Source organism: Chromatiales bacterium, assembly GCA_020445605.1.
GTDB lineage: Bacteria > Pseudomonadota > Gammaproteobacteria > JAGRGH01 > JAGRGH01 > JAGRGH01.
This window is the reverse complement of record JAGRGH010000054.1, coordinates 42,907-66,054: the sequence shown is the minus strand read 5'-3', so window position 1 is coordinate 66,054 and position 23,148 is coordinate 42,907. Positions and strand designations below refer to the sequence as shown.

Below are 23,148 nucleotides of genomic sequence, written 5' to 3'. Positions count from 1 at the left end.
CTGAATTGTTATTGAAGCGGAAGTCTGAGGCCGTAACCGGCCCGGCGGCAAGCGTGGCGGCGGAGGGGGACGCGTTGCCGCCAACCGCAATCGGCTAGACTTCCCTCCAATGGCCGATACCCGACTCGAACAGCGACGCAACCTGGCCCTGGTCGGCCACGCCGCCTGCGGCAAGACCTCGCTGGCCGAGGCGCTGCTGGTCGCGGCGGGCGTGCTGAACGAGCCGGGCTCGATCGAGCGCGGCACGACGGTGTCGGACTTCGACCCGCTCGAACAGCGCCATCACCACTCGCTGAACACCACGATCCTCGGCTTCAGCCACGCCGGGGTGCGCGTGAACATCCTCGACACCCCCGGCGACCCGGACCTGATCGGCCGCAGCCTGAGCGCCCTGCCCGCCGTCGAATGCGCCGTGCTGGTCGTCAGCGCCACCGCCGGAATCGAGCCGGTCACCCGCCGTGTCATGGAACAGCTCCGCGCGCACGGCATGGCCGCGATGATCGTCATCAGCAAGATCGACGCCGCCGGCGAAGGCGAGCTGGCCGCGCGCATCGCCGAGCTGCGTGAGGCCTTCGGTCCCGAGGTGCTGCCGGTGAACCTGCCGGCCGGCGGGGCAAGCCGGGTGGTCGACTGCTTCGACCATGCCGCTGGGCAGGCGGATTTCTCTTCGGTCGCCGAGGCGCACCAGGCGCTGATGGAACAGGTCGTAGAGGTCGACGATGCACTGACCGAGCGCTATCTGGAAGAAGGCGACGTGGACCCCGCGACCCTGCACGACCCGTTCGAGCAGGCGCTACGAGAGGGGCACCTGATCCCCGTGTGTTTCACGTCGACGCGCAGCAGCGCCGGCATCGCGGAACTGCTCGATGTCGTCGAACGACTCGCGCCGAACCCGCTCGAGGGCACGCCGCATTTCTTCATCGCCGGCCACGGCGACAAGGCCAAACGCCTGCTCGCGCGCCCGAACGCCGACCGGCCCGTGCTCGCGCATGTGTTCAAGATCGACTACGACCCGTTCCTGGGCAAGCTCGGCACCCTGCGCGTGCACCAAGGTGTGATCAGTCGGGGCGACACGCTGCTGATCGACGACGGCAACCATTCGTTCAAGGTCGGTCATCTGTTTCGCATGCACGGCAAGGAACACCTGGAGATTCCACGCGCAGGTCCCGGCGCGATCTGTGCCGTGGCCAAGGTCGACGACCTGCACCTGGACGCGATCCTGCACGGCACGCACGAGTTCGATGACCTGCATGCGGAGCCTTGGGACCTGCCCGCGCCCGTGGTCAGGCTGGCGCTGACGCCCGAGAGCCACGGTGACGAACAGAAGGTTTCAGACGTTCTGCACCGCATCGTCGCCGAGGACCCGTGCCTGAGCATCGAGCACGACATCTCGGCCAACGAGACCGTGCTGCGCGGGCTCGGCGAATATCACCTGCGCGTCGCGCTCGAGAAGATGGACGACCGCTATCACGTGCGCGTCGCCACACGGCCACCGAGCGTGCCGTATCGCGAGACGATTACGCGCTCGGCATCCGGCCATCACCGGCACAAGAAGCAGACCGGCGGGGCCGGTCAGTTCGGCGAGGTGATGCTCGAAGTCGAGCCGCTGGAACGCGGTGCGGGATTCGAATTCGTCGACAGGGTCACGGGCGGCGCGATCCCGGCGTCGCTGATCCTGGCCGTCGAAAAAGGCGTGCGGCAGGTCATCGAAGGCGGCGCGATCGCGGGCTTTCCGGTCGTGGACGTGCGCGTGACCGTCACGGATGGCAAGACCCATTCGGTGGATTCGAAGGAAGTCGCGTTCGTGACGGCCGGACGCAAGGCATTCATCGATGCGGTCGGCAACGCCGGGGCGATCGTGCTTGAACCGATTGCAGCCCTGCAGGTGCGCGCACCCGCGGCCTCCATCGGCGACATCAGCGGCGATCTGGCCTCGCGCCGTGCGCGCATTCTTGGCACGGATGCGTCCGACGACGGCACGCTGACCATTACGGCGGAGGCACCGCTGGCCGAACTCGACGACTACGCAACGCGCCTGCGTTCACTCACGGCCGGCGCCGGCGCCTACACCATGCAGTTCGCACGCTACGAACCGGCACCGCCGAAGGTGCAGCAGTCGCTGACCGCCGCGCACCGCCCGCGCCAGGACGACTGAAGTCCGATCATGTTAGGGTCGTGTTGCGTCTGGCGCTGCGCCGGACCTGCTGACACTTCATGAGGGTGACCGAATCATGACGAAAATCAGAGCGCTTACCACGGCCCGCTGCCTGACGTTCGCCGCAATTGGCCTGCTGGCGAGCCCCGCATCTGCGGTCCTGATCGACAACGGCATGACCACGACCGATACAGATCAGAACCTTCTGTGGTTGGATCTTACGAGCTCACAGGGCCGTTCTTTCGACGATGTTTCCAGTCATTTTGGTGTCGGTGGCGATTTCCAGGGGTGGCGCCATGCGACGATCTCGGAAGTCACCACGCTGTTCACCAACGCAGGCTTCGCCCCCCCGTATGACGGCGCGGCCTCGGCGCCGATGCTGTCGTTGATCGATCTGCTGGGGCGGACATTTTCCCAGTCCATCGCAGATGGCGGAACCTTCTCCGCCCAGGGGCTGTTTGATGATGGCAATGCACTGGACGGCGTTGGTGGCGCCACCCTGCGGTATAGCTTCTACACCGCGCCCCCTGGCTCGAATTCGGACAGATCCCGCGTCATCCTCAATTCGGACGCATCCGACTGGACCAATGCGGCCTGGGGTAACTGGCTGGTCCGCGTCGCAGTCCCTGAACCCGGCATCCTGGCATTGTTCGGCCTCGGACTCGCCGGGATGGGCCTGACGCGAAACAAGCCCCAACACACCTGCTAAGCCGATGGCACGGCTGCCATGCGGCCGGTTCGGGCAGATCGATTGCTCACCCCAGCGGCGCGAATCAACAGCTACACTGAACTGGATGATCGTGCTCGTGCTGCTGTCATCAACCGCAACAGCAGACGTTGGTCTCTGGGAGAAACTGCGCCACGACCCGAACATGGTCGTTTTGATGCGCAACGCGGAATCCGGCGGAAACCGCGACGGCACGAACATGCTGGTGTGGGATTCAAGCGGCAACTGTGTGGGCGAAAGCATCCTGACGGAGGAAGGCCGCGCCCAGGCACGCGCGGTTGGCGCGGCATTCTCGGCACACGATATCAACCCGGTCGTGATCAGCTCGCCCATGTGCCGCTGTACACAGACCGCGCAGATCGCATTCGGGAAGTTCATCGCCGATCCGGACCTGCGACAACGGCCGGTCGAGGACACCACGGGGCAGGAAGCATTCCTGGCTGCGGCAGGCGCCCTGCTCGCGAAGCATCGCGGAACGTCGCCAATCGTCTTCGTGAATCATCGCCCGAACATCGATGCGCTGACGCTGGAGCTGATCGGCATCGGCGAGCTGCTGGTCGGCAAGATCCTTGACGACGGCGAGATTGAAGTGCTCGGAAGGATTCCAGTTCAAGAATGACAGCCCCACCAGCGTAGTTCGAAGGCTTCAGCTTCGTCGTGCAGTCGGGACATGCCCGGCTTCAGGACCTCTAGCGCTTCGTGTGGAAGTAGGCGATCTGTGCGGGAAGATCCACGCGGTCCAGGCTCAGTTCGATGCGGTCGTCGAGTCGCGCGCCGTCCGGCAGCCGCACCTTCGTCTCCAGCGCCAGCGACGGCACGATGACGGTGCCCCGGCCGCGCTCGCCGAGTTCCACCACGACCGCCTCGCCCTTCCAGCCCTGCTGCTCGCCGAGCCACACGAGTTTCCAGTGCAGGTTGGAAAATCGCTCGGACCGCGCGATGGCACCAGCGAGGTTGTCCATGGCAGCGATGCGCTCGAGCATCGCCTCGTGGTCCAGCGGCGTAGCACCGGCCAACGCCGCGCGCAGTTGCTGGTGCACGACTAGGTCCGCGTAACGCCGTAGCGGGCTGGTCGCACGGACATAGCGCGTGATCCCCAGCCCCGCATGCGGCGCCGCGCCAGTGCGGATGACCGCGCGCTGAAACGCCCGCCGGAACGCGTACTGCCCGGACATCGCGTCGCCGGGTCGCGGCACGCGCTCATCGGGCGGACCCTGTGTCACGAACGGCGCGGCGATGCTCCGTTCTTCCAGCCAGATCGCGACCGCCTCACCGGCCGCCAGCATCCACTCGGTGACGAGATCGCGCGCGCGCAGCGGCGGCAGTTCGCGGATGTCGATCGCGCCGTCTGGCAGTACACGCACGCGCGCTTCGGGCAGTCGCACCCGCACGGCGCCGGCCGCGAGCCGCCGCTGTTGCAGACGTTCGGCAATCGCCCACAACGGCGCCAGATCGGCATCGAGTCTGGTCTCGGCCTGCTCGTAGCTCATGCGCGCGACCCGCACGCGGGCGGTTTCGATCTGCACGTCGCCGGGCGCGCCGTCGGCATCCAGCACGAAGCCGATGGACAGGGCCGGGGATTCCGCCGCGAGGCCAACGCCGAGTCGTTCGGTGATGGCGCGCGGCAGCATGTGCACCGTGCGCTCCGGCAGGTATTGATTCGAAGCTCGTTCGCGGGCGGCAATGTCCAGTTCACTTTCCGGCGCCACGAGCGCGGCGACATCCGCGACATGCACCCAGCAACGGTCGCCGTCGAGCGCGATGGCATCGTCCGGGTCGGTGTTGTCGGCGTCGTCGATCGCGTAGGCAGGCGTCCCGGTCAAATCGCTGCGCGATTCGTCCGGCAGCTCGCCGACCGTTCCGTCGGCATCGTCGACCGGCAGACCGAAGCGCTCGGGGTACGGATTGCGACGCGGCTGCCAGACCCCGGCTTCGAGCAGGAAGGCGTGCGCGGTTTCAGGCGTCTGCGCGAGATCGAGCGCCTTCAGCACACGAGACGACTCGCTCCTGCCCAGCGCCACGGCCTCGACCTCGACCGTGTAGCGCCGGTCCTCGGCGTCGGTCAGCGGTCTGCGTGCGCGGGCGCGTTCGAGAAAGCCCTCCCAGGCGGCCTTCTCCAGCGCCTTGCGCTCGCGCTCGGCGCGCAGCTCGGCGACCTCGACGGCCGGTCGTGCTGTCACGCGCTCCACGGAGCCGGCAAACCACAGCCCGTCGTCGATGAGTTGCCAGGTCGCCCAGGCCGTGTCGGGCCGAAACTCGCCGTAGATCAGCTCAGCGAGTTCGGCGAGGCTCATGGTCTCGTCGCCGAGCAATTCGTGTGCGGCCTCGATCTCGCCACTCGGGCTGCCGAGCGCATTCAGGTCACCGACCGGGCCGGGATGCAGCACCACGATGTCCTTGTCGCGCACCCGCCGCAGACGGCCGTCGGCGGGCACGATCTCGATCTTGTCGGTGATCGAGACCACCCGCGCGGGTGCGGACTTGTACAGGACCAGACTGCCGGGACGCGCGGACGCGGTCATTTGGAAACGCACTGGGTGTGGGAGAGGCGGGGCGCGATTCTAGCAGGGCGGGCCACGCGGGCCGGTTCTCGTCCGAGCCGACGACCGCGACCTGGGGACCGTTCGTCAATCTGCCAATTCCGTCATGAACCGCGACGCGCGAAAAAGCTACACTTCCCGCAACGCGTGCGCGCACCCGCGCTCGAGACAACCCCGGTATCCAGCAGATGGACAACCCCGACCTCGACACCCTGCGCGGCTTCGTGCCGTTCAATACGCTGTCCGACGAAGCGTTCGCACGCCTGGGCGACGCGGTCACGGTGCAGACCGCGCCACCGCGCTCGGTGCTGTTCAACCGCGGCGATGCCGCGCCCGTGTCGATCTACCTGCTTCGGGGCTATGTCGGCTTCTATTCCGGCGGCACCGAAGTGGATGCCGTCGCCGCCGGATCACCGACCGCACGCTTTCCGCTGGCGCACCGCATTCCGCGCGAACTTACGGCGAAGGCACTCACCACGCTGCGCTATGCATCGGTCAATACCGGCAAGCTCAACAAGGTGCTTGAGGAGGAACGCCTGGCCGACCACAAGGTCAGCGAGGTCGATCCGGACGGCGCCGACGACTGGATGTCCAAGACCCTGCGTTCGCCACTGTTCCATCGCATTTCGCCGGCGAACATCGAGTCGGTCCTCATGCGCATGCAGGAATTCGAGGTCGCCGACGGCGACCGCATCATCCGCCAGGGCGACACCGGCGATTACTACTACGTCATCAAGACCGGGCGCTGCACGGTGGAGCGGCGTTCGCGCGACGACCGGCCCATGTTGCTCGCAACGCTTTCCGAGGGCGACAGCTTTGGCGAAGAGGCGTTGTTGTCTGGCGCAAGGCGTTCCACGAGTGTCACCGCCGATGGGCCGGTCACACTGCTGCGCCTGAGCAAGGACGATTTCGTCGAGCTGATCAAGAAACCGATCGTGCGCTTCGTGGATGCCGCCGAGGCCATTCAGCGCACGCACAAGGGCGCGCACTGGCTGGATGTCCGCGAGACCGATGAGCCGCTGCCCGAAGGAACCGAACCGGTCGCCCATCTGCCGGTACGCGAAATCCGCGCGCGCGCGAACGAACTCAAGCGCGACACGCCCTACATCACGATCTGCGAGGACGGCGCGAATTCAACCACCGCGGCCTACCTGCTGGTCGAACGCGGGCTTGAAGCGTTCGTGCTGCGCGGGGGTATTCCGGCACTCAGGGCCTTCAAGGAAGAAGCCGTGCAGATGTCCGTGCCCATTGCCGACAGCAAATCCTCGGGCCAGCGTTCGAAGCCCGACGGGCAAACCACAGCTTCCTCGCCAGCAGCCGCAGGCGACTCCGACGTGATCGAAGCAGGTGCCGACGAGATCTATGCGCTGATCGAGGCCCGGCTGGACGACAGCGAAACCGCGCGACGCAAGGCCGAGGCACAGGTGACGGAACTTCGCAGCCGCCTGTTCAAGTTCACCGAGCAGGCCCGCGCCACAACGGTCTCACGTGCCCGCGAAGATCAGGCGCGCATCGCGCTGGAGGCCCTGCGCTCGGAGTATGAAACGCTCAAGAACGAGCGCGAAGAGATCGCGGCCCGCGCCGAAACACTCGATGAACTCAATACCACGGCCGGTCGCGAAGCGGCGGCCCTGCGTGCGGAAATCGAGACACTGCGCGCACAAAGTGTACAGGCCGGCGAATCGCATGCGGCCGCCATTGCCGCACTGGAATCGGAACGCGATCGCCTGATCGAAAGCGTGACCGCCGAACTTCGCGAGCAATATTCACAGGCGCAACGCGAACTGGAGCAGCGCGCCGACGAACTCAACGCGGCGAAGCTGGATCGCGAAGCCCTGGAGCACGAACTCGAGGATGTCGCACGCGAACTCGAGGCCAACGGCGAGCGCAACAAGGCGAACGCGGAGCGTGCGACCCAGTTCGACGCAAAGCTCACTGAACTCAAACGACAGCTGGAACAGCGCAGCGAGGAACTCACCGCTGCAAAGCTCGATCACGAAACCATGCAACGCAAGCTCGACGAGGCCGAGCGTCAGCGCGCCGCGGCGAACAAGCAGGCCGCGGAAGCCGAGCAACGCATGGCACAGTTCGATGCGCAGCTCGCGAAGGCGAAGTCTGCCGAACAGGAGGCAGCAAAGCGCGCAACGGAAAACGAGTGGCGGGTCGCTGAACTCACCGCCGTGGTCGAGTCGCATGTCGATGCAATCCGCGCAGCACAGGCCAACTCCGACGGCGATCTCGTCAAGGCCCTGCGAGCCGAACTCAAGCTCGTGCGCGACGAGGCGCGCGAAGAGATCGAGGCACTGCGCCGTCAGTTGACCAACGCGCGCCTGGCCTCCGAACCGTCGCGCTGGCTGGCCTCGTGACCGATCCTATGCAGGCGCCGCGCAGACCATGCGTGCGCCTGTGTGAATGGACGGCACTGGACCCGATCGACAGCCGCGGGCTGCGCTGGCCCGAAGCGACCCGTTTCAGCCATCGTGCCGGCTCGACGGCGGACCTGTTCGTCGTGCGTCGTGACGCCGCGGTGTTCGCCTACGAAAACCGCTGCCCTCATACCGGTGCCCCGCTCGACTGGGCACCACACCGGTTCCTGGATCACGAGCGGGAGTTCATCCAGTGCGCGATGCACGGCGCCCTGTTCGAGATCGAGACCGGACGCTGCGTGCACGGCCCCTGCGCGGGGCAAAGGCTCAAGTCCGTACCGGTGAGGATCGAGGCTGACTGGGTCGTGCTGGCTGGCTGAATTTCTACAGCCGCATTGCGGGCTGAGCGCGTGCACCAGAGCCAATTCGCAGCCGCAGGAAAAACGCAAAAAAATCGGGCCCGGCCGAGGTGATGCCGGACCCGTCATCGCAAGATCGAGAACGCCGTTTTCGCCCCGGATCGACCGGGACTCCAAAACACACGCGCGGCGTGGCCACGGCACTTGCTTGCCTGCCACGGCTCGCGCCGCGCCTGCAAGATTCGCGGAGACGACTCGTTGCGCAGCCGCCGCCCGTGATCCCGATTGGGTCGCTACGGAAAGGCCGGAATCGCCGGCTCGGTACCATGAACGTCCGCTTCAGGGTGGTGTTCGCGGACCATTCTCGATACCTCGTCGACACGAGCCTTCGGGATGTCGACCATCATCAGGATGTGCCCATCCTCGATCGCCGATTCGAATTCACGCAGGCGCGAGTTGGGAATATCCGTGCCGATCATGCCGGACACCCACGCACCGATCCCCGCACCGGCAAGCGCGGTCGCCAATACGGCACCGCCGCCCAGCGCGAGACCTGCGGGTGGAAACGTGACGGCAATCAATCCGGCCAGAACGCCGGTCGCGCCGCCCACGGCCAGACCCTGCTCGACTCCATGGATGAAATCGCTCTTCTGCAGCAGGTTCGCCTCGGGCAGGTCTTCCATCGCGGTGCCATCGCGGGCCACGACATGGATGTGCCGCTCCTCAACCCGGGCGAGCAACAATTCGCGCACGACCTGGCGCGCGGTGCCGGTGTTCGGCAAGAGAAAGTACAGACGCCTCATAAGCCGATCTCCTGTTGTTGTAGGCCGTCCCACGCCATCCCGCTGACGCGGTGTCGCGGGCGACCCAAGCAGTCCGACCCTGGCATGCGTCGCGCAGCGTCAATGCGCTGCGTGGCTTTGACCACCCCGCTCCCGGCGGGGTCACGGTCCGGAACGTCCACCTGTGCCATGCCGACCCCGACCGCGCCCGGATTGCGCGACTGGGCCGATTCAATAGTCGCGATCTATAACGTCCAGCACGTTCATCGGTTCCGCTTCCATCGGATTGTCGAGATCGACGCCGTAATCGTCACGATCCAGCTCCAGCGCCCCGGACCAGTCGTCGGGCGGTTCGGCATGGCGCAGTTCCATCGCTTCCCAGGTGTCGAAATCGAATTCCTCGACCGCGCCGTCGAAATACTGGACTTCAATCGTCGCGCGATCGGCGTCCGTGGCTACGACCTCAAACAGGGAGCCGTCCACATCAGTGAACCACCCGCCGATTTCGGGATGGGTTGGACGCCGCATGATCAAACCTCTACATCAGCTGTCGGGCAAAAAAAGCAGTGACTTTGGTGTTCGCTTCTACTTCTGTATAGAACATCCTCAGAGAAGCGCAAGGGGGTTGCGCTGGGGCCGTTGCCCCAAATTCGGAGCGGTTTTTCAGGGCCGGGCGGGCCGAAAAACGACGCTTTTTCGGTTCCGTGGCGCTGGCGACGCGGGTGGATCGATCAGCGCTTCCTTGGGGAGAACACCGCGGCGGCACCGACGCCGCGCGGGTCGCTGGCGGCCGCCGTGCGGTCCGCGCCCCGATCCCAGGTGACGGCCTGCAGGTTGCCGTATCGCTCCTCCAGCACGCGCACCTGATGGCCGCGCTCCCGCAATGTATCGAGCGCAAAATCGACGGCGAATTCCGGCTCGACTTGGATCTCGTCGGGTCGGTACTGGTGATGGAAGCGCGGCGCCGCGACCCAGTCGTCGACCGCCACCCCGCGCTCGAACTCCAGGATCGCCAGCAGCACCATCGTGATGATGCGGCTGCCGCCCGGCGTGCCGAGGATCGCGAGCCGATGGCCGTCATCGACAAAGCTCGGGCTCATGCTCGACAGCATGCGCTTGCCGGGTGCGATGGCATTCGCGGATGCGCCGATCAGGCCGTACACGTTCGGCACGCCGGCGGCGACGGCGAAGTCGTCCATCTCGTCGTTGAGCAGCACGCCCGTGCCGGCCGGCATGAACCCGCTGCCAAACGGATAGTTGATGCTCAGGGTCGCGGCAACCCGATTGCCGTCGAAATCGAGCACCGAAAAGTGCGTGGTGTCGCGGCCCGCCCCGGCCGGTTCGGCGAGCTTCGCCAGCGAATCGCTCGGCGTCGCGCGCGCCGGATCGATCGAAGCCGCGAGCCCGCGCGCGTAGTCGGTCGACAGCAGCCGTTGCAGCGGCATCGTGACGAAATCCGGATCGCCGAGGTATTCCGCACGATCGCGATAGGCCCTGCGCATGGCCTCGACGATCCGGTGCATGCGCGCGGCGGGATCGAGCGCATGCAGATCCACGGCGGCGAGCTGGTTGAGAATCTCGGCGAGCACCACGCCACCCGACGATGGTGGTGCGGCCGAGCTGACGCGAAATCCGCGGTACTCGAAGCGTACCGGCTCGCGCTCCACGGTGCGGTAGCTATCGAGATCGTCGAGGGTCCACACGCCGCCGGCCGCGTGCACGCCGTCGACCAGCCGCTGCGCGAGAACACCGGCGTAGAAGCCCGCCCGGCCCTCGCTGGCAATGCGCCCGAGCGTCTCGGCCAGCTCCGCCTGGCGGATCACGGTGCCTGCCGCCGGAACAGCGTTGTCATCGAGAAACACGCGCGCGGCGACCTTGGATGCACGCAGTGCCTGCAAACGCAGCGCGGCGAGACTGCGATAGATCTCATCGACCTCGAAGCCGTCGCGGGCCACGGCGATCGCCGGCGCCAGCAGCTCGGCGAGCGGGCGCGTGCCATAGCGTGCGGCGAGGTCCACCAGCGCGGCGGGCAGACCGGGAATGCCCGCCGCCAGCGGACCGTCGATGGACAGCCCGGGCCACGGGCGGCCGTCAACGTCCAGGTACATATCGCGCGTGGCGGCCAGCGGTGCCCGTTCGCGGGCATCGAGCATGGTCTCGTGGCCGTCGCTGGCGCGATGCAGCAGAAAGAATCCGCCGCCTCCAAGGCCGCTGGAATACGGTTCAACCACCGCCAGAACCGCGGCGATCGTGACCGCCGCATCGAACGCATTGCCGCCCCGTTCGAGTACGGCGCGCCCGGCGGCCGTGGCGGCCGGATGGGCCGTGGCGATGCCGGCCTCGCGCGGACCCGCTGCCTGACCAACGGCAAGCCAGCCGAACGCCAGCAGAAAAACGATCGCGCGCAACCCGGCCATCAGCCGGCCGATTCGTTGCCCGTCAGGCGCCGGTAGCGCTCGAGCAGCACCTCGGGGGACTCCTCGTGCGCGGGGTCCGGCACGATGCAGTCGACGGGACAGATTTCGACGCACTGCGGTTCGTCGTGATGGCCGACACATTCGGTACACAGGGCCGGATCGATCTCGTAGATCTCCGCCCCCATCGTGATCGCCGTGTTTGGACAGACCGGCTCGCAGACATCGCAGTTGATGCATTCCGGTTCAATCAGCAGTGCCATGTTCAGCTCGCACGCAGACGGCGCAAGGCCTCGTTGACTCTCGGGTGCACGAATTCGGCGACATCGCCGCCGAGTGCCGCGACCTCGCGCACCAGCGACGAGGACAGGAACGCATAGCGTTCCGCCGGGGCCAGAAACAGGGTCTCGATCGTCGGTTCGAGCTTGCGGTTCATCGCCGCAAGCTGGAACTCGAATTCGAAATCCGCGACTGCGCGCAGCCCGCGCAGGATTGCACTGGCGCCGACCGAACGCGCGAACTCCACGAGCAGGGTGCTGAATGAATGCACCTCCACATTCGCGATTCCAGCAAGCGCGGTGCGCGCGAGCTGCACGCGCTCGGCCAGCTCGAACCGTGGCCGCTTGCCGGGGTTTTCGGACACCGCGACGATGACCCGGTCGAAGAAGCGCGCCGCGCGCGCAACGAGATCGGTATGGCCGTTGGTGATCGGATCAAAGGTGCCGGGATAAACCGCGGTTTTCATGCCGGATCGCCGGGCGGGGTGATCCACAGATCATACGCGACGTCGCCGGCGTGCTGCGAACGATGGCGTCGCCAGCCGGCCGGACAATCCGGCGCGGGGCCGGTTAGCGGATATTCGATATAGACATGCGCGCCGGGCGCAAGCACGCAGGTACTGGCGAGCCGCTCCACGGTCCGCGCATGCAGCCGATCGGCAAACGGCGGATCGACGAAGGCGATGTCGATCGATCCCGGCGCGGCCGCATCGAGCCACGCGAGCGCGTCGGCATGGACGACGCGCAGACGATCGACATCGAACTGCGCACAGGTTGCGGTCAGCGCGCCGGCGCGCCGGCGGTCGGATTCAATCAGCAGCGAGCTTGAGGCGCCGCGCGAGACCGCTTCGATGCCAAGCGCGCCGGTGCCCGCGTAGAGGTCAACACAGCGCGCCCCGGTGACGACCGGCACGAGCCAGTTGAACAGGGTTTCGCGCACTCGATCGGGAGTCGGCCGCAGCCCCGGTCCCGGCTCGAACGGAACGCGCCGGCTGCGAAAGCGCCCGCCGACGATACGGACCGACGATGCCGGTGCGCGGGGCTGGCTCAACCGCCGCCCGCCGCCCCGCCGACCACGACGGTCGCGAACCGGTCGGGATCCACACGGCGGCGGAAGGCATCGCGAATCTGTTCGGCCGTCACCGCGTCCACGCGCTCGTTGAACCGGTCGAGCCAATCGAGCGGTAGCCGGTAGAAGCCGATCATCGCGAGGTACTGGACCTTCTTGGCATTGCTGTCGATGCGCAACGGAAATCCGCCCGTGATGTTTTTCTTCGAACGCTCCAGCATCGCGGCGGACGGCCCGTTCGCAATGAACGCGCGGATGGTTTCGCGCGCGACCTGCTCGGCCTCGCCGATCTGCTCGTTCTTGGTCTGCAACACGGTCTCGAACGGCCCTTCGACCTGCATCGGCGAAAAATCGCTCGACACGCTGTAGGAAAGTCCGCGCTTTTCACGCACTTCCTCGGCGAGCAATGACACGAGCCCACTGCCGCCAAGCACATGGTTACCGACGAACAGCGCGAAATAGTCGGGATCGCCGCGACGCATACCGGTCTGCCCGAGATACAGGTGGCTCTGGGTGGACGGATGCGAGATCTCGGTGCGCCCTGCCGCCGCAGCAGGCACCGGCGCGATCTCCGGCGCGGGTTCGCCCGCCGGAAGACCGGCAATCATGCGCTCGGCGAGTGCCTCGGCCTGGCTGCGGTCGAGCGCACCGACGATGGCGATCACGGCATTGCGGGCCACGTAGTAGCGACTGTGGAAGTCCTTGATGTCATCACGGGTGATGGCCGCGAGCGACTGCTCGGTGCCGTTCGACGGCGAACCGTAGGGATGGTCGCCGTAGACCACGTGATAGAACGCCTTTTCGGCGATCTTCCCCGGCGACTGCGCCTCGGATTTCAGCACGCTGAGCATGCGATTGCGATCGCGCTCGACCGCCGCTGCCTCAAAACGCGGCGCGCTCAGTACCGCTGAGACATTCTCGACGGCCACGTCGAGATAGCGCGGCTCGGCCAGCGAACGAATCGACACCCAGGCCATGTCGCGCAGTGAACCGCTGGAGAACTGCGCACCGACGCGATCGAGGCGTTCCGCCAGTTCATCGGCGCTCCAGGAAGCCGCGCCCTCGCTCAGCAGACCGTTGGTCAGCGCCGCGAGGCCGGCCAGCGTACTGTCGCGCGAACTGCCGGCAGAGAACACCACGCGGGCATCGATCATCGGGAGGTCCGGCGCCGGACTGAACAGCACGCGTGCGCCATTGACGGTCGTCCACGACTCGATCGGAGTGCCCGCGTGCGCAAGCCCGGCAATCAGCAGAACCAGCGCGCCGGCCGGCGCACGCAGGGTGGCGAGATCAAACATCATTGCGCGCCCCCTTCAGGTTCAGCGGCTTGCGCGTCTGGGCGGCATCGATCGGTAGCGGGTCTAGCACGCCGACGGTCAGCCGATCATCGACCAGATACTTGCGCGCGACGGCCTGCACCTGCTCGGGGGTCACCGCGCGCAGCCGGTCCGGGAGCTCATCGAGCACGCGCCAGTCCACACCGACGACATCGGCCGAACCCACGCGCATGGCCTGATAGAACACCGAGTCGCGTTCGAAGATGTTCGCGGCCACGGCGCGGGCAACGACGCGATCCAGTTCGTCCCGGGTGACCGGTTCGTCGCGCAGCTGACGCACCTGCTCGCGCAGGGCGGCTTCGAGGATGGCGACATCGCTGCCGGGCGCCGGTACGCCGTCGAGCAGGAACAGCCCCGGCAGGCGATCCATGTAGTCGTAATCGGCATCCACGGAGGCCGCGATCTCGCGCCCGCGCACGAGATCACGCTGTAGCCGCGAACCCGAAGTGCCACCGAGCACCTCGGCGGCGACCATCAGGGCGTACGGCTCCCAGTCGGCTTCCGCCGTTCCCAGAATCGGCGCCTTGTAGCCCATGAGCAGGTACGGCAGCTTGGCCGGCGCCTTGACGACGACCCGCCGTTCGCCCGCCTGGGCAATCTCCGCGCGCGGCTTGGGCGGCGTAATCTCAGCGCGCGGCAGCACCCCGTAGTAATTGCGCGCGAGCGCGAGAATTTCCTGCGGGTCGACATCCCCGGCGACCACGAGTGTGGCGTTGTTCGGTGCGTACCAGCGCGCGTACCAGTCGCGCAGATCATCGACCGTCATGTGATCGAGGTCGTCCATCCAGCCGATCACCGGCGTGCGGTACGGGCTGGAGAGAAACGCCACGGCGTTGAAGCGTTCATAGGTCAGCGACGTGGGCCGGTCCTCGGTGCGCAGGCGCCGCTCTTCCTTGACGACTTCGAGTTCCTTGGCGAACTCCTCCGGCGGCAGGGTCAGGTTGCGCATGCGGTCGGATTCGAGCCGGAACGCGGTTTCCAGGCGATCGGCCGAAAGCGTCTGAAAATAGGCCGTGTAGTCACGGCTCGTGAACGCGTTCTCGGTGCCGCCGTTCTCCGAGATGATGCGCGAGAACTCGCCGGGCGGAACCGACTCGGTGCCCTTGAACATCATGTGCTCGAGCGCGTGCGACACGCCGGTCACGCCATCGATTTCGTAGGAGGAACCCACGCGGTACCAGACCTGCGCGGTCGCAACGGGCGCCCGGTGGTCTTCGACGACAACGACCTTCATTCCGTTGTCGAGCATGAATTCACTGGTGCGGGCATGTGCGGTGACCCCGCAGCCCAGCGTGACGGCGGCCACGAGCGCCAGCGCGCCCGAGTCAGTTGATCGCATCGGGAAGTTCCTTACCGTGATTGCAATTGGGAGGTGCTAGGATGCGCCGTACCCTGAACGGCCATGCTATAGCATGTTTGGATTTGGCAAAAAGACGCCGGTTTCTGACCCGGCGGACAGCGCATCGGTTCCCGAAGATGCGCCGCGCGGCTGGTTTGCGCGGCTGCGCACCGGCCTCGGCAAGACCCGCGCGCGGCTCGGCGACGGGCTCGCGGCGCTGTTCGCGGGTCGACGCGAACTCGACGCGGCGTTGCTCGACGAGATCGAAACCGTGCTGCTCGGCGCCGATGTCGGCGTCGAGGCCAGCGAACGCATCATCGGGACGCTGAAGGCACGCGTCGCGCGGCAACGCCCGGGCGAACCCGAACAGCTATGGAATGCGCTGCGCGAGGCGATGATCGAGTTGCTTGAACCGGTCAGCGCGCCTCTGGAAATCGACCCGGCCCGACGCCCCTATGTGATTCTGACCGTCGGCGTGAACGGCGCCGGCAAGACCACCACGATCGGCAAGCTCGCCGCGCGTTTCCGGCACGCGGGTCACTCGGTACTGCTCGCCGCCGGTGACACCTTCCGCGCCGCCGCGATCGACCAGCTGCAACGCTGGGGCGAGCGTGTCGGCGCCGCGGTCGTCGCGCAGGCACACGGTGCGGACTCGGCTGCGGTGATCTACGACGCCCTGGAGCGCGCCCGGGCGCGTGACGTCGACGTGCTGATCGCCGACACGGCCGGACGGCTGCACACCCAGTCGAACCTCATCGACGAACTCAAGAAGGTCCGGCGCGTGCTCACCAAGCTCGACCCGGAGGCACCCCACGAGGTGCTGCTGGTCATCGACGCCGGCACCGGACAGAACGCCATCGCCCAGGCCGAGCAGTTCCGCGCGGCGGTCGGCGTCACGGGCCTTGCGCTGACCAAGCTCGACGGCACGGCGCGCGGCGGTGTGGCGTTCGCGATCGCCGGGCGACTCGGGCTGCCGATCCGCCTGATCGGTGTCGGCGAGGGCGAGGACGACCTGCGCGACTTCGACGCCGCGGCGTTTGTCGACGCACTGCTGGGACGCTAGCGCCGCCCGTGATCCACTTCGAGGGCGTTTCCAAACGCTACCCGGGCCCGCACGACGCGCTGGTCGACATTGACCTGCATGTCGATCCCGGCGAGATGTGTTTTCTGACCGGGCACTCCGGCGCCGGCAAGAGCACCCTGCTGAAACTGTTGGCGTTGATCGAACGCCCGACCCGTGGTCAGCTGCATGTCAACGGCCGGCACCTGAACCGCACGCCCTACCGGCGCATCGCCGACCACCGCCGGCAGCTCGGCATCGTGTTTCAGGACCATCACCTGCTGTTCGACCGCACAGTGTTCGACAACGTCGCGCTGCCGCTCGTGGTACGCGGCATTGCGCATCGCGACATTCTCAAACGCACGCATGCGGCGCTCGACAAGGTCGGCCTGCTGAGCCACCGCGAACGCTTCCCGATCGAGCTGTCCGGCGGCGAACAGCAGCGCGTCGGCATCGCACGAGCAATCGTGCATCGTCCGGCGCTGGTGCTCGCCGACGAGCCCACCGGAAACCTGGACCCGGAACTCTCCGCCGAGATCATGCGGCTGTTCGAACTGTTCAACCACGTCGGCGTGACGGTGCTGATCGCGACCCACGATCTGGCGCTGGTCGAGCGCATGGGGCATCGGCGCCTGACGCTGCGCGGCGGACGGCTGGTCGGGGACTCCGGATGAGCCCGCGAACGGGCGCGCGCCGCGCGCGATCCCGCGGCTGGCGCATCAGCGCTTGGGCCACACGGCATGGCGAGGCGGCGGTCTCGAGCCTCGGCCGGCTGCTGCGCGCGCCACTCGCCAGCGTGTTGACGATGGGGGTGATTGCCGTCGCGCTGGCTCTGCCGGCCGCGCTGGTGGAACTCGCCAGCGGCGCGCAGGCCGTCACCGCGAAGGCCTATACGGAGGCGGATATCTCGCTGTTTTTGGCCGCGGCCGTCGACGACACCGCCGGCCAGGCACTCGCCACGGAACTGGCCACGCGCCCGGAAATCAGTTCCGCGCACTACGTCGACAAGGCGGCGGCAACCGCCGAGTTCCGCGAGTACAGCGGGCTCGGCGATGCGCTCGACCTGCTCGAGGTTTCGCCGCTGCCGGCGACGATCCTGCTGACCCTGCCGGCCAGTGTCGACGCCCCCGCGCTCGCGGCGACCCTGCGGACCGACGCGCGGGTGGACGCGCTGAGCCTCGATCGTGGCTGGATCGAGCGCGCCGACGCCCTGCTCGCCGCCGGACGGCGCGGGGCCATCGTGATCGGGGTGCTGCTGGCGTTGGCCGTGGTGATGATCGTCGGCAACACCATCCGGCTGGAGATCCAGCACCGCCGGCGGGAAATCGAGGTCGAAAAGCTCATCGGCGCGGACGATGCGTTCATTCGCCGGCCGTTTCTCTACGCCGGGCTCTGGTACGGCCTGCTCGGTGCCCTGCTCGGCTGGATTTTGTGCAGCGCCGCATTGCTGGCCCTGGCCGGCCCGGTGCAACGTCTGGCGACCCTGTACGAGGGCAGTGTCACAGTCGGCTTTCCGGGGCTCCAGACCACGGCCGCGGTACTCGGCGTCGGCGTGGCACTGGGACTGGGCGGGGCCTGGCTGTCGGTCGCCCGGCATCTGCGGCGCATCCAGCCGGCCTGAGCCGAAATTTCCGACCGTGGCAGTTGAGAATATCGTTGAACTCTTATACGCTTTGGCACTCCAACTGACCGAGTGCTAATCCACGAGGGGTCAACCAAATGCGTACCGATCTCATGCTCGCGCCCGTTCGGCTGCCGGTCGGCAGCCTGGATGCCTACATCCACGCCGTGAACGAAGTGCCGATGCTGACCGAGGAAGAGGAGCGCGATCTCGCGCTGCGTCTGCGCGACGACGATGATCTCGCGGCGGCGCAGCGGCTCGTGCTCTCGCATCTGCGCTTCGTCGTGAAGGTCGCGCGGGGCTATCTGGGCTACGGCCTGGCGTTCGCCGACCTCATTCAGGAAGGCAACATCGGCTTGATGAAGGCCGTGCGCCGCTTCGATCCGGAGGTCGGCGTACGGCTGGTGTCGTTCGCCGTGCACTGGGTCAAGGCCGAGATCCACGAATTCATCCTGCGCAACTGGCGCATCGTCAAGGTCGCCACGACCAAGGCGCAGCGCAAGCTGTTCTTCAACCTGCGGCGCTCGAAAAAGCGCCTGGGATGGTTCACGGATCAAGAGATCAGCGAGGTCGCCGACGAACTCGGCGTCAAGCGCGAGACCGTGCTGGAGATGGAAAAACGCATGTCCGGCTACGACATGGCGTTCGATCCGCCGGCCGACGCCGATGACGACGAACTGTTCTCGCCGGCTGCGTATCTGAGCGACAACCGCCCAGATCCTTCCATGCTGATCGAGCGTGACGACAGCGAGCAATATCAGGAAGAACGACTCGCCGATGCGCTCGAGGCACTGGACGATCGTTCGCGCGACATCGTGCGTTCACGCTGGCTCGACGACAACAAACGCACGCTGCAGGACCTCGCCGATCAGTACGGCGTGTCCGCCGAGCGCATTCGGCAGATCGAGGCCGCTGCGATGAAGAAAATGCGCACCGCGATCGCCGAAGCCGCCTGATCGAACCGGAATCAGACCTCAACAAGAAGGGGCCGGCAGGCCCCTTTCTTTTCGGCAATCCCCGCACGCGTTCGCCGGCCTCTCCTATCCCATGAATCCGACATCAGTACCGTAGGTGCTGGCATGGAACGCTGACAGATTCGGAAACACCGATTCCAGAGCCAGATCGCTGGCGCCGAACCAGCGGCCCAGCGTCGCACCGTACTGCGCGGTGCCGATCGTCGGTATCCATACGCCGCGGTTGTTGGCATCGTCCGGGCCACCCAGCGCGAAGGTCGGCATCTGGCCGTAGATTCCGCCCTGTACCGCATCACCGACCACGAAATGATGGCTGCCCCAGCCGTGATCACAGCCCGATCCGCTGGGCTGCAGGGTGCGACCGAACTCCGATTGCGTAAACAGTACGACCTGGTCGGACAGCCCCGCCTCCACCGTTGATTCATGGAAGGCCGCAACCGCCTGTGACAGCTGCGAAAGCAGCGACCAGTGCTGCCAGTCCTGCCCGCCATGGGTATCGAAACCTTCCAAGGTACAGTAGAACACTTGGCGGCCCGGCCCGGCCGCCGAGCGCGAGCGGATCAGCCGCAGAACCTCCTTCAGCTGATTACCGATCGACGTTGCCGGCAAGTCCGTCGACAGGGCCGGCAGCGCAGCGCCTGAGGTCAGGGTATCGGAAAGCGCAACGCCGTCTGCCAGCGTTGCGTTCGCGCGCGCCACGATGGGGTCAGACGAGCCCATCGAGGCGATCTGTTCGAGCGCGCTGCGTCGTGCCGCGGCCGCGGACTGCGGCCACAAGCCCATGCCCCAGATGCCAAGGTCCGAACCGGGCGGCACGATGTTCGGGGCGATATTGGCCCCCTGCAACAGCAGGCTGGGCGAGGAGACCGAGACCGCCGCGAGACTGTCGCCGACCGCAAACAGGTCCAGCAGCCTACCGCCCCAGCCCCTGCCGTCGGGGACCGGCGTGCCGGTCTGGATCTGCACGGTCTGATCGGAGTGCGAGAACAGGTTGCTTGGCGAATTCTGTCCCGCGAGATACTGGGCGCGCGTCAGCGGCCCGTGCAGCATTCCGGTATTCAGGACAAACGCCACGCGGCCGCTCTCGTAGAGATCGTGGATTTCGGTCAGCCCGTAGTGCAGCGCATATGGATTGCCGAGCGCGTCGGCAATCGGATCGAGCAACTCGCTGCCCGACAGCGTCAATCCGCCGCGCATCGCCTGATACGCACTGTATCGACCGGAGTCCACCGGCACGATGACGTTGTTGCCGTCATTGCCGCCGAGCAGCTGCACGCACACGAGTGCCTTGTAGTCACTCACGGCGGCGCGGGCCGCGCGCGGAAACCCACCCCATCCGAATCCCGCCGCGGCGGCGCCGAGACCCGCGCAGCGGGACAGGAACATCCGACGTGAGCGATTGGTCTTGCGCATGGCTGACTTCCTCCCTTGACCGCTCATTGCTGCACCTGATATTCGCCGGAAACGGCCGTCAGATAGAGCGCGCCGATCACGCGCTGGGTGTCGTCGTATGCGGCGTTCGTCGCCGTCTCGATGATGGTCCGCAACTCGGTCGACATCCGGCCCTGCAACAGATCCGCGTTGATCTTGTCGAGCAGATCCGACACGTTCCCGCCCAGGGCGAGATAGGGTGAAAGGTCTACTTGCAGCGCGGAGCCGAACTGATTGGTCAGCAGTTGATAGACCAGGTTCGCGCGCTGAATCGCAAGCGAGGGCGGATAGATCTGGAACTCCGGGCCAAACTGCTGGGCATCACCGGGCAACGTCGCCATCAGTGAGTAGAAGCTGAAAACCGACGGCGGCGTCAGCAGATGCTCGGACAGATTCGCGAAGACGTACTGATAGCCGGATGGATCATTGAAGGTCGCGGACAGTGCCCGAGCCAGACCGATGAAGTACACGATCGGGTCCTTGAGTCGCGCACGTCCGGCAACCTCCGCATCGGTGGCCTCGACGTCGGTCAGCACCGCGCGAATAACCGCCTTCAGATCTCCGCGCACGCCAGTTCCGTTGTCATCGAACGCATCCGCGACGCGCGCGATGTACTCCGGCGAGGGGTTGCTCGTAACCAGCAGGCGGATCAGGCGCGTGGCGACGAACGGCGCGACGTTCTGATGATGGAACAGAAAGTCGAGGACACTGTCGAGATCCTGATCCGGCGTCTGCCCGGCGGGAATCACGTAGCCGCCCGGCAGGGTCTTGGCCCCCGCGTCATGATTGGCGACCCGCGGTTCCATATCACCGACGAAATACTCCCAGTTGGTATTGCCCGGCTGCGCCCCCGGTGCGGTCGGATAGGTCCATCCGGTCAGGGCCCGGGCGACTTCGCGCAGCTCGTTCTGGGTATAGGTCGGGATCGGCTGATCTGTGCCGTCCAGCTCCTGGCTGCCGTCCTGCTTCAGCTGCCACAGCCCGATGCTGAACAGCTGCATGAGCTCGCGCGGGTAGTTCTCGTTTGGCGCCGTCGTGGCCGAGGCCTTGCGGCTGTTGGCGTGATCAAGGTACTTGCCCATTGATGGGCTGATCGACACCTGACGCAGCAGGGTTCGGTAGTTCCCGAAGGCGTTGTCCGACAGCAACTGCACCCATGGCGCCATCTCGTAGGCGTTGACGTTCTTGTTAGCGGACACGACGAGAATCTGCCCCAGCGCGAAGATCACGCGCTGGCGCAGCTGACCCTCACCGGTCGCCATGTTCGCGAAGACCTGCGCGCGCAAGCCGTTCATGTCACCGGTGTTCGGGATCAGGCTCGCCGGCATGGCGAACTGCGCATCCAGCCACGCGTCTGCACCCAGATCGACAAAATCATTGAGTGATTCGGGGTCGGGCCCGAAGCTTGCGTATGACAGCATCCGCGCCGCCTCGGCATACCCGGTCGGGCTGGGCTCATAGTCGCTGCCGGGCGAACCGCCGGCATCACCGCCACCGCTGCCGCTGTCTGCGCCACCGTCGCCAATCGTGGGTTCGGAGCCGCCGGGTGATGGAGTGCCACCGCCATCGTCGACCGGCAGATCGGGCGGCAGACCTTCGGACGCCTTGTACACCGTGTAACGGCCGACCTCGGTCCAGTTCGAGTAGACGACGATGCTCAGTTTGGGGTGGCCGTCGCAGACCCATGCGCTGACGGTGCTGCCGCTCGTGGTGGGATTGCCCTGCACCTGGAGTTGATGCTGCGGATTGGCGAGCGTCGCCTTGACCTGCACCGAACAGCTCGGAGGGTCCGGCATCGTGTAGTGGTGCGTCGCGCCGGAGAATGCCGGGCTCAGGCCGGCAACGACAAGGGAAGCCAGTGCGCCACCGCTGCCCGCGGCGGTCTCCTCCGGCTCGTCCGGCGGCGTTGGTTCGGGGGGTGGCGTTACCGGCAGCGACGCGGTATCACCCTTGGTGATGCTGAGACGCTCGACCTCGCTCCAGTTCCTGTAGACAACGACCGACAGCGTGCTGTGGCTCCCGCAGACCCACGCGTTGGCGGTCGCGCCGCTCACCGTCGGATTGCTCTGCACGTAAAGACTGAGCGAGAGATCGTTCAGCGTGGCCGTGACGGGGATCGAGCATGTTCCGTCGTCCGGAATGGTGTAGCTGGTGACGCCGGGGGCGTATGCCGGCACCATCCCGGGGATCTGCAGCGACAGCAGCCCGCCGGAGGCGGCAAGTACCTGTCCCGATGCGAACAGCCCGACCGCACCGAAGCAGACGATTATGCGTCCAATGCCTCGCCCCAACCGCGCGCCCAGCGCGCACAAACCCCCTTGACTGACATCCATCGTCGCCCGCCCCCATGACCGAGTGGTTGATTGCCTTTGCCGTTCGCCACGCCCGCCAGGCGTTGCGCACGCCCGGAACCGGAATCACACTTTGCATCCAGCAAACCGCCATGGACCCGTCGGCGGCATTGTTTTTCGATGGGCGAAAAATATCAGCGGGACTGATCAACCGTCCGAGAACGTCGTCAAACAAGCTCGCGCAAAAGCCTACCGCGGGCCGCCGCGCGTCCGCCGAGTCCGACCAACTCAACACCAATGCCAGTCGCGCATTCCATCGATCAGGCACGCCACGACCGGCGTCGGACCAGCGTCCGACGCGTCAGATCACCCGATATTGATTGGATCGATCGAAGCGCGACCCGG

General features: G+C 66.4%; 21 protein-coding genes. 10 read left to right on the top strand and 11 right to left on the bottom strand.

Annotated features, from left to right (window positions below; genetic code table 11):
* Positions 1 to 109 precede the first annotated feature (109 nt).
* The 3 genes from KDG50_13700 (at position 110) to KDG50_13690 (ending at position 3,501) form a co-directional block, all read left to right on the top strand.
* Positions 110 to 2,155 carry an elongation factor G gene (locus KDG50_13700; GenBank protein MCB1866468.1) on the top strand — a complete coding sequence of 682 codons (2,046 nt, stop codon included), beginning with the start codon at positions 110 to 112 and terminating at the stop codon, positions 2,153 to 2,155.
* Positions 2,156 to 2,231: 76 nt separating this feature from the next.
* A complete protein-coding gene (locus KDG50_13695; protein ID MCB1866467.1) occupies positions 2,232 to 2,864 on the top strand; it encodes a PEP-CTERM sorting domain-containing protein in 633 nt (210 codons plus the stop codon).
* 4 nt (positions 2,865 to 2,868) lie between these two features.
* Positions 2,869 to 3,501, top strand: coding sequence for a histidine phosphatase family protein (locus KDG50_13690; protein MCB1866466.1), 633 nt, complete (start codon positions 2,869 to 2,871; stop codon positions 3,499 to 3,501).
* A gap of 70 nt (positions 3,502 to 3,571) precedes the next feature.
* On the opposite strand, the gene KDG50_13685 is transcribed toward KDG50_13690, so the two are convergent.
* Positions 3,572 to 5,404 carry an RNB domain-containing ribonuclease gene (locus KDG50_13685; protein MCB1866465.1) on the bottom strand — a complete coding sequence of 611 codons (1,833 nt, stop codon included), beginning with the start codon at positions 5,402 to 5,404 and terminating at the stop codon, positions 3,572 to 3,574.
* Positions 5,405 to 5,610: 206 nt separating this feature from the next.
* Between KDG50_13685 and KDG50_13680 the strand changes: the two genes are divergently transcribed.
* Together KDG50_13680 and KDG50_13675 are read left to right on the top strand one after the other, a co-directional pair.
* Complete coding sequence (locus KDG50_13680) at positions 5,611 to 7,788, top strand: cyclic nucleotide-binding domain-containing protein (GenBank protein ID MCB1866464.1); 2,178 nt, start codon at positions 5,611 to 5,613, stop codon at positions 7,786 to 7,788.
* 32 nt (positions 7,789 to 7,820) lie between these two features.
* Positions 7,821 to 8,168 carry a Rieske (2Fe-2S) protein gene (locus tag KDG50_13675; protein MCB1866463.1) on the top strand — a complete coding sequence of 116 codons (348 nt, stop codon included), beginning with the start codon at positions 7,821 to 7,823 and terminating at the stop codon, positions 8,166 to 8,168.
* 272 nt (positions 8,169 to 8,440) lie between these two features.
* Here the strand turns inward: KDG50_13675 and KDG50_13670 are convergent, their stop codons facing one another.
* The 8 genes from KDG50_13670 to KDG50_13635 all read right to left on the bottom strand — a co-directional run bounded on the left by KDG50_13670 (position 8,441) and on the right by KDG50_13635 (position 15,366).
* On the bottom strand, positions 8,441 to 8,950 hold the full coding sequence (locus KDG50_13670; protein ID MCB1866462.1) for a DUF1269 domain-containing protein: 510 nt from the start codon (positions 8,948 to 8,950) through the stop codon (positions 8,441 to 8,443).
* Between the two features lie 210 nt (positions 8,951 to 9,160).
* Positions 9,161 to 9,457: a hypothetical protein gene (locus KDG50_13665; protein MCB1866461.1), complete on the bottom strand. Its 297-nt coding sequence runs from the start codon at positions 9,455 to 9,457 to the stop codon at positions 9,161 to 9,163.
* 203 nt (positions 9,458 to 9,660) lie between these two features.
* Complete coding sequence (gene ggt, locus KDG50_13660) at positions 9,661 to 11,346, bottom strand: gamma-glutamyltransferase (GenBank protein MCB1866460.1); 1,686 nt, start codon at positions 11,344 to 11,346, stop codon at positions 9,661 to 9,663.
* Positions 11,346 to 11,606: a YfhL family 4Fe-4S dicluster ferredoxin gene (locus tag KDG50_13655; protein MCB1866459.1), complete on the bottom strand. Its 261-nt coding sequence runs from the start codon at positions 11,604 to 11,606 to the stop codon at positions 11,346 to 11,348. Before KDG50_13655 ends, ggt begins: the two co-directional genes overlap by 1 nt.
* Positions 11,607 to 11,608: 2 nt before the next feature.
* Positions 11,609 to 12,088: a pantetheine-phosphate adenylyltransferase gene (coaD, locus tag KDG50_13650; protein MCB1866458.1), complete on the bottom strand. Its 480-nt coding sequence runs from the start codon at positions 12,086 to 12,088 to the stop codon at positions 11,609 to 11,611.
* Entirely contained in the window at positions 12,085 to 12,672 is a 588-nt protein-coding gene (gene rsmD, locus KDG50_13645; protein ID MCB1866457.1) for a 16S rRNA (guanine(966)-N(2))-methyltransferase RsmD, read from the bottom strand. Before rsmD ends, coaD begins: the two co-directional genes overlap by 4 nt.
* Complete coding sequence (locus tag KDG50_13640; protein ID MCB1866456.1) at positions 12,669 to 13,988, bottom strand: insulinase family protein; 1,320 nt, start codon at positions 13,986 to 13,988, stop codon at positions 12,669 to 12,671. Before KDG50_13640 ends, rsmD begins: the two co-directional genes overlap by 4 nt.
* Positions 13,981 to 15,366 (bottom strand): insulinase family protein, encoded by a 1,386-nt coding sequence (locus KDG50_13635; protein ID MCB1866455.1) that lies wholly within the window; start codon positions 15,364 to 15,366, stop codon positions 13,981 to 13,983. Before KDG50_13635 ends, KDG50_13640 begins: the two co-directional genes overlap by 8 nt.
* A 73-nt stretch (positions 15,367 to 15,439) precedes the next feature.
* Here KDG50_13635 and ftsY point away from each other — a divergent pair, with 73 nt between their 5' ends.
* The 4 genes from ftsY (at position 15,440) to rpoH (ending at position 19,003) form a co-directional block, all read left to right on the top strand.
* A complete protein-coding gene (gene ftsY, locus KDG50_13630; GenBank protein ID MCB1866454.1) occupies positions 15,440 to 16,429 on the top strand; it encodes a signal recognition particle-docking protein FtsY in 990 nt (329 codons plus the stop codon).
* An 8-nt stretch (positions 16,430 to 16,437) separates the two neighbouring features.
* Complete coding sequence (gene ftsE, locus KDG50_13625) at positions 16,438 to 17,100, top strand: cell division ATP-binding protein FtsE (protein ID MCB1866453.1); 663 nt, start codon at positions 16,438 to 16,440, stop codon at positions 17,098 to 17,100.
* On the top strand, positions 17,097 to 18,047 hold the full coding sequence (gene ftsX / locus KDG50_13620) for a permease-like cell division protein FtsX (protein MCB1866452.1): 951 nt from the start codon (positions 17,097 to 17,099) through the stop codon (positions 18,045 to 18,047). Before ftsE ends, ftsX begins: the two co-directional genes overlap by 4 nt.
* Positions 18,048 to 18,145: 98 nt before the next feature.
* Positions 18,146 to 19,003 (top strand): RNA polymerase sigma factor RpoH, encoded by an 858-nt coding sequence (rpoH, locus tag KDG50_13615; protein ID MCB1866451.1) that lies wholly within the window; start codon positions 18,146 to 18,148, stop codon positions 19,001 to 19,003.
* An 84-nt stretch (positions 19,004 to 19,087) separates the two neighbouring features.
* Here the strand turns inward: rpoH and KDG50_13610 are convergent, their stop codons facing one another.
* Both KDG50_13610 and KDG50_13605 read right to left on the bottom strand, forming a co-directional pair.
* A complete protein-coding gene (locus KDG50_13610; protein ID MCB1866450.1) occupies positions 19,088 to 20,434 on the bottom strand; it encodes a DUF1501 domain-containing protein in 1,347 nt (448 codons plus the stop codon).
* 23 nt (positions 20,435 to 20,457) lie between these two features.
* On the bottom strand, positions 20,458 to 22,743 hold the full coding sequence (locus tag KDG50_13605; GenBank protein ID MCB1866449.1) for a DUF1800 domain-containing protein: 2,286 nt from the start codon (positions 22,741 to 22,743) through the stop codon (positions 20,458 to 20,460).
* A gap of 56 nt (positions 22,744 to 22,799) precedes the next feature.
* Here KDG50_13605 and KDG50_13600 point away from each other — a divergent pair, with 56 nt between their 5' ends.
* The gene (locus KDG50_13600) at positions 22,800 to 23,123 is read left to right on the top strand and encodes a hypothetical protein (GenBank protein ID MCB1866448.1); all 324 of its coding nucleotides are present in this window, start codon (positions 22,800 to 22,802) and stop codon (positions 23,121 to 23,123) included.
* Positions 23,124 to 23,148: the final 25 nt, after the last annotated feature.